The following is a 6,163-nucleotide window of genomic DNA, read 5'->3' on the forward strand; positions in this document are numbered from 1 at the left end:
ACTCTTGATAATAAAGTAACATAACATTAAAGGCATGACAATATAAATACTATGCCTTTAATGTGGCAAAACTATGCCTTTAATGTGGCAAAACTATGCCTTTAATGTGGCAAAACTATGCCTTTAATGTGGCAAAACTATGCCTTTAACCTTCCAAATCCACTGTGGCTCTAAGGCTCATAAGGTGCCTAAAAAGATTTTAAAAAGATTTATAAAAAGATATTAAAAAGTTCGGGGCATTTTGCCCCTTAAAATTCAAAAAAAACAAAAAGGAAACCAACCATAAAAATGGTTGGTTTTTATTAATCAAAATCTTTTAGTTATTGCATTATTCCAATTGCTTTATTGACATTGAGCCTCTGAACCCTTAATAAACCCTAAAACTGTCGACTCGTCGGTTTTATAGCTCACGCTATACCGACATTCGTCGAAACAGTTTAATTAAGGGTTCTTCTCAATGCACAATAAATTTTCTCGGCATAATAGCGATGATCTAATTTTTATTTTTATCTAAAGATTTTCCAATAACTAAACCAATCGCAGCGCCAAAACCTGCGCCTAAAGGTCCTAAGAAAACAAATAAAACACTAGCAAAAATAATCATTTGTGTAAGAGTATTAGAATTCTCTTTAAACCATTTAAGCATAACTAATCTCCTTTTTAATAAAATACATTATAAAGTCATTGTGAACTTTATATAATGCTTTAACAATATCATCTAGGATTTTGTTAGATATTAATATTAGATGCTCTTATACGCTCTTAAAATAACATATATAAGCAAACTAAATAAGATGTAAGAGACAAAATAAAACATCACGATTAGATATCGCCATGCTGAATGACCTGTTTTTAAGACGTGGTTAATCCAGTCATAAAAATGTTGTACGCCTAATAGGTCGCCTAATGGACTTAAGACTACAAAAGTAATCATCACTAAGGCAACGATGAAAAACATGGCTGTAATCCCTTTAGTTAAACGATTAAACGCTTGATCATATTGTTTTATTGCCGTTTCGTTTGTTTCAATCCGTTCATCAAGCGTTTTTTTATAGTCATCATGTGCTTTTTGTAGGTCTGATTGATGATTTTGAAACTGTTTAACTAGATTTTGTGTTTGTGATTTCACATCTTCAAATTCTTGTTGGATTGCTGTTTGAAAATCTTGTTTTAAATTATCGTTATTAATACGTTCCACATAGTGTTTGGCAACGCTAATAAATCTTTTTTGTGTTTTTTCTGTGGCTTGATTAAAGTTCAAGGCCGTGGTCTCTATCGTTGTCAATAATTGTTCGTGACGCTTGTTTCGCTCGTTCTCTCTCTTCTCGATTTCTTCGAGCCTTTTCATCAGCAAGTCTTGCTGACTCTGCAGCTTGTCGGCGACGCTTAAGCTCATTTGTGTCTTGGGCGAATTTATCCCAATCTGATTGAGTGACGCCTGTATCTCGTTGAGTTGGTTCATCACGGTTTGAAGTTGGTCGTTTTGGCTGGATGTCGTTATCATCTTCTCGTGCTTGCTGTTGTCGTTGTATTTGTCTTTCAAAGCCATCTTCTATGCCTCCTTTGTTATAATCTTCACCTAATCGACGGCCACGGACTTTTTTATCTTCAGCTAGATGTCGATAGGTAATGCTCTTAGGTGTAACTCGTGCAATTTCAATGCCATATTGACTTAAATGGTCTTTAAATTCGTCCATATTTGTAGCTGTTGATTGGTCGATTGCTTCACGTATGTCATCTTTCCATGAATATTGAGCGGTTGATTTTGTATTAGGGTCAGCAATCGCTTTTTCTGTTTGTGTATAACGTAAGCGTGCTGTATCTTTTTCTGGCACGCTTAAGCCATGTTCACGACATACGTCGTCATTAAAGTTTCTTAAATCATGTAAGGCTTGTTTGTTGTTATTGAACTTTTTACCTGTTTCAAGATTAACGGCATTAATCACAATATGATTATGTATGTGATCAGTATCACAATGCGTATAAACAGCCACTTGATGATTGGTTGCGAATTTTTCAGCTAATGCTAAGCCTAGTTGATTACATTGTTCTGGGGTTACTTCGCCTGGTTTGAATGACTGAATAATGACATGGCCTTCATTACCCCCTGTTTTACCATAGAGTTCACGTGTGGCTTTAAAACTACTTTTGGCATAGTCTATGTCGCAGTTTAAGCCACTTTTTTCTTCAGCCCGTTTTTCAGCGTAATTGATGGCACGTGACGTTGATTTCGTCGCACTTAATTTAGTTGTTGCCATATGTCATCCAACCTTTCACGTAATTCACTGATATTACGTTCTAATGCGCTATAATTTGGTGCGTCATATTGATGTTGATGACAATATTTCGCAATTTGATTAGCATTCGCCCCTAATCGACTTAAATCTTTCGCAATCGATTGTCGCGTTTCTTTATCAAATTTAGGTGCGACCAATCGACTGCCTTGTGCCTTTTTCTTAACGAAAGCAGGCACACTCATATTTAAAGTTTCAGCCGACTGCTTTAACTTTAAATATTCGGATTCGCTCACACGAAAACTAATTTGTTTCGGCTCCTTACGGTTGGGTTTATGGTTTTGCCCAACAGTTGCGTCGCTAGCCACAAAATGGTTTTGTTCGCTCATACATCCCACCACGCTTTCTACGAAAGATATTACTTAATATAAATTTAGATTATATGATAATCTAAATTTCATCAAGTAATATAGTGGTTTGGCAAGCATTGGCTTTGCTAGCCACTAACGTGGTAGCGATGCCTGCTTGTTGGGGATAATCCCCAAGCCCCTTAAGATTTTTTCTGACGAAAAAATAGTGTCTAATTGCTAGCCATAATTCCATAAACTATGAACATAAATTATGTATATAATTAAAGAAAGCAAAATTTGTTATATTTAAAATAATGATAAATATAAAGGAGTTAGTTTATATGAAAAAATTATTATTATTTGTATTTGTAGCTGTTGGTATAATTATTTTGTATTCTTGCAATCAATATAAAGAAAAACCAAAAAGTACTATTACTATATATCAAGACTACAAATGTCCTCATTGTAAACAACTTGAAGATAAAATAATTCCAAAACTTAATCAAGAATATGTAAAAAAAGATAAAGCTAAGTTTAATTTTATTAATGTTGCTTTCTTAGGGGAAGATTCAATTAAAGGAGCTAGAGCGGGTCATGCTGTTCAAAATATAGCACCAGATAAATATTTAGATTTTCAAAAATTGATATTTTCTCAACAAGCTAACAAGTTTACATATGAACTGATTGATAAACAAATAGATAAATTGGAATTGAGTGATAATAAAAAAAGAAAGATTAAAAAAGATTATAAAACTAAAAATAGTGAGTCATGGAAAGATGTAAAAGAAGATCAAAAAATAGCAAAAAAAAATAATATTAAAGAAGTGCCATCAGTTTATATTAATGGTAAAAAATTAAAAAATGTACATAGTTATTCTGAATATGATGAGTACATAAAAGAGCAAGATTAATCTTGCTCTTTTATGTACTTCCACAATGCATGAGTTGTTAAAATGAGTCCCATAGAAAAGAAGAAAACAATAATAATGTTTAATAATATACTTATGAAATTATAGGTTGGTAAATATATGAATAAGAGAAACATAGGAATGGTAAATAATAAATCCCACCATCCTAAAGATAGTAAAGATGTTTTTAAATTTTCCATAATATCACCTATTTATTATGAGAGTATTTTACATGCTGCATCTTTTCCACCGTATTTTTCAACAGCTGTTTGGAACACATATCTACATGCTGCTCCACCAGCAAATCCCGTTGCAGCACCAAATGGTCCACTAACCATGGAACCAGCGGCACCGGCTCCTAATGATACGCCAATACAAGCTGAATAACTAGAGAAAATGCATGCCCATTTAAGTGCAGCTTTATTTATAGCATATGTTGTAACACCGTTATCTACAGCTGTATTTTCTTTTACTATATCACCATTATTATTTGCTTCAGATTTCAAAATATAATTACCATTAATATCATATAAAGTAAAAGTAGAATTTCCGTTAGCTAATTTTTTTTGAATACTGTAGTATTCTATTTTATTACCTTCAAGATAGAAATTATAATATACATTATTTTTATCTTTAGCATTGATAAAACCTACATTATCTTTTTTTACTTTGTAGTTATTATTTAATAAATTCTCACGTGTTAAATTGTGATTTTTAAGTGTTGCATCAAGGTTTTGAACTTGATTTAAATTAATTTTTTCCACATCATTTTTGTTCAATATTTTATTGTCGGAAGGTTTAGTCTCTTTTGCTTGTGTTATAGGACTAAAGCACGTTGCAAAGGTAACTAAACAAATAATTAAAAGAAATAAAAATTTTTTCATTATAATTCTCTCCTTTAAAATAGTGAAGTTTACAATTCAAGTATAGAGAAAAAAGAAAGTTAATTAAAGCGCTTCCAAAAATAAGACACAACATTGTAATTTTTATTAGTACTTTGTTTATAATTGATTTTAGATAGATTGAAATGAATAAGCTATACATTTCAACTACCCATAAGAGTTAATTATGTTAACTAACTTAAAAGGCTTAAACGCTGTTAAATCAACGTTTAAGCCTTTTACTTATGATTATCGGTTATGCAGGTTTTATACATCATTGATCTGATGCGTTTTCAGTTATTTTCATGAGTTAATACTTTGTATTTTTATGTAGGTTATACGTGTATACAATATATACATTGGCTACATGATATATATTATATACATTCGATACTTTGTATACTTTGCACACTTTGAATACTTTTTTGAAGGCTCATGTATTCGTCAAATATCACGTTATTATATTATACTTGTAAGGCACTTCCTGTGCAGAAAGGAGGTGTCACATCTAATGATGATTGTTCTGTTTGTTATGAAATATATCGTATGTCCAATTATTGTTGGTCATGTTCTTTACTTATTGAACAAAGAACATAAACGATAAAAAAGAAACCCCAGCATATGCTTTGGTCGGCATGCTGGGGTTTTCACATCTAATGATGTATCTGTCTGTTTGTTAATTTCAGTATATCTTTCATAGTATCTTTTGTAAACTTTCTAATCTTCCCAATCGAGTTCTAATTGTTGTCTAAATGCTTGTTGTTGTTCTTTTAATAGTGCTTTTTCTTCTTCAGTCATTTCTCTAGTTTTATTGTTTTGATTTCGTTCACGTAGCCATTTTGGCGTTTTCTCACGACTGATATATTGTTTGGGTTGGGCTACATTCGCCATTTTGGGTTGTCGCTTACTATGAATGCGTTTCTCAGCGTCAAAAGTAAACTCTAACCATTCTATTTTACGTCCTTTTTTCGCTTTAATTTTATTGATATGTAGATTATTGAAAATCTGAGATAGTTCTTTAATGATTGGTGTTAAAACAAATTGATTAATATTAGACATTCTATAAGATTTTGGGATATCTAAACGTTCTCTAAAATCTTCAATTTTAATTTTCATATAACCAGTATGTTTATATTGCTTAAGTAATCTAAACATATTTTTCGAATAAGTAGATTTTAGATGTGTCATCTCTTTTAATTCGAATTTTGTGAAATTATTAGTAATTGAATTTAAGATATATTTTAAATCCGGAGAAGTAGCGATTTCTAAATATTTTTCAGATATATCAATTTCATATTTATAAAATAATACAAATTTTTTAATTTTTGTTTCTGTTCTAATTGTATATCTAATATCTAACATTTTATCGTAAACTCTTTGTAGATCATCTACAAATCTATTTATATTACGCGTTTCTGGGCTATAGTTGCTTAACTCTTTAAGTTCATCAAAGGATAAATGAAGTGTATTAGTATCTTGCTCTTTTAGTTTATTACACATTGCAAAGAATAAATTAATTTCAGTAGCAGTAAATCGTCTTAATGGAACTAAATTCATTTCATTTTTATAAATAACGGTTTCTCCACTCATATAAAACGCTCCTTTTAAAAAGGCATGACAATATAAAAACTATGCCCTAAAAAATAGATTTAATTACATTTAAACTCTTGATAATAAAGTAACATAACATTAAAGGCATGACAATATAAATACTATGCCTTTAATGTGGCAAAACTATGCCTTTAATGTGGCAAAACTATGCCTTTAATGTGGCAAAACTATGCCTTTAA

General features: G+C 31.0%; 8 protein-coding genes. 1 reads left to right on the top strand and 7 read right to left on the bottom strand.

Annotation, left to right across the window (positions count from 1 at the left end; all coding sequences use genetic code 11):
• Nucleotides 1-493: 493 nt before the first annotated feature.
• The 4 genes from HS848_RS12400 to HS848_RS12415 all read right to left on the bottom strand — a co-directional run bounded on the left by HS848_RS12400 (nt 494) and on the right by HS848_RS12415 (nt 2,623).
• A complete protein-coding gene (locus HS848_RS12400) occupies nt 494-646 on the bottom strand; it encodes a hypothetical protein (protein WP_198612548.1) in 153 nt (50 codons plus the stop codon).
• Nucleotides 647-742: 96 nt separating this feature from the next.
• On the bottom strand, nt 743-1,261 hold the full coding sequence (locus tag HS848_RS12405; RefSeq protein ID WP_198612549.1) for a DUF6161 domain-containing protein: 519 nt from the start codon (nt 1,259-1,261) through the stop codon (nt 743-745).
• Nucleotides 1,251-2,258 carry a relaxase/mobilization nuclease domain-containing protein gene (locus tag HS848_RS12410; RefSeq protein WP_107508658.1) on the bottom strand — a complete coding sequence of 336 codons (1,008 nt, stop codon included), beginning with the start codon at nt 2,256-2,258 and terminating at the stop codon, nt 1,251-1,253. Before HS848_RS12410 ends, HS848_RS12405 begins: the two co-directional genes overlap by 11 nt.
• Nucleotides 2,240-2,623: a plasmid mobilization protein gene (locus HS848_RS12415; RefSeq protein ID WP_048668204.1), complete on the bottom strand. Its 384-nt coding sequence runs from the start codon at nt 2,621-2,623 to the stop codon at nt 2,240-2,242. Before HS848_RS12415 ends, HS848_RS12410 begins: the two co-directional genes overlap by 19 nt.
• Nucleotides 2,624-2,925: 302 nt before the next feature.
• Between HS848_RS12415 and HS848_RS12420 the strand changes: the two genes are divergently transcribed.
• Nucleotides 2,926-3,495, top strand: coding sequence for a thioredoxin domain-containing protein (locus HS848_RS12420; RefSeq protein ID WP_107508659.1), 570 nt, complete (start codon nt 2,926-2,928; stop codon nt 3,493-3,495).
• On the opposite strand, the gene HS848_RS12805 is transcribed toward HS848_RS12420, so the two are convergent.
• The 3 genes from HS848_RS12805 to HS848_RS12430 all read right to left on the bottom strand — a co-directional run bounded on the left by HS848_RS12805 (nt 3,492) and on the right by HS848_RS12430 (nt 5,963).
• Nucleotides 3,492-3,692 (bottom strand): DUF6007 family protein, encoded by a 201-nt coding sequence (locus HS848_RS12805; protein WP_107508660.1) that lies wholly within the window; start codon nt 3,690-3,692, stop codon nt 3,492-3,494. The two genes, HS848_RS12420 and HS848_RS12805, sit on opposite strands and share 4 nt — an antisense overlap.
• Before the next feature lie 15 nt (nt 3,693-3,707).
• Nucleotides 3,708-4,376: a hypothetical protein gene (locus HS848_RS12425; protein WP_232806191.1), complete on the bottom strand. Its 669-nt coding sequence runs from the start codon at nt 4,374-4,376 to the stop codon at nt 3,708-3,710.
• A 714-nt stretch (nt 4,377-5,090) separates the two neighbouring features.
• A complete protein-coding gene (locus HS848_RS12430; RefSeq protein ID WP_107508661.1) occupies nt 5,091-5,963 on the bottom strand; it encodes a replication initiation protein in 873 nt (290 codons plus the stop codon).
• Nucleotides 5,964-6,163 lie beyond the last annotated feature (200 nt).

Source organism: Staphylococcus caledonicus (assembly GCF_016238465.1).
GTDB classification, from domain to species: Bacteria; Bacillota; Bacilli; order Staphylococcales; family Staphylococcaceae; genus Staphylococcus; species Staphylococcus caledonicus.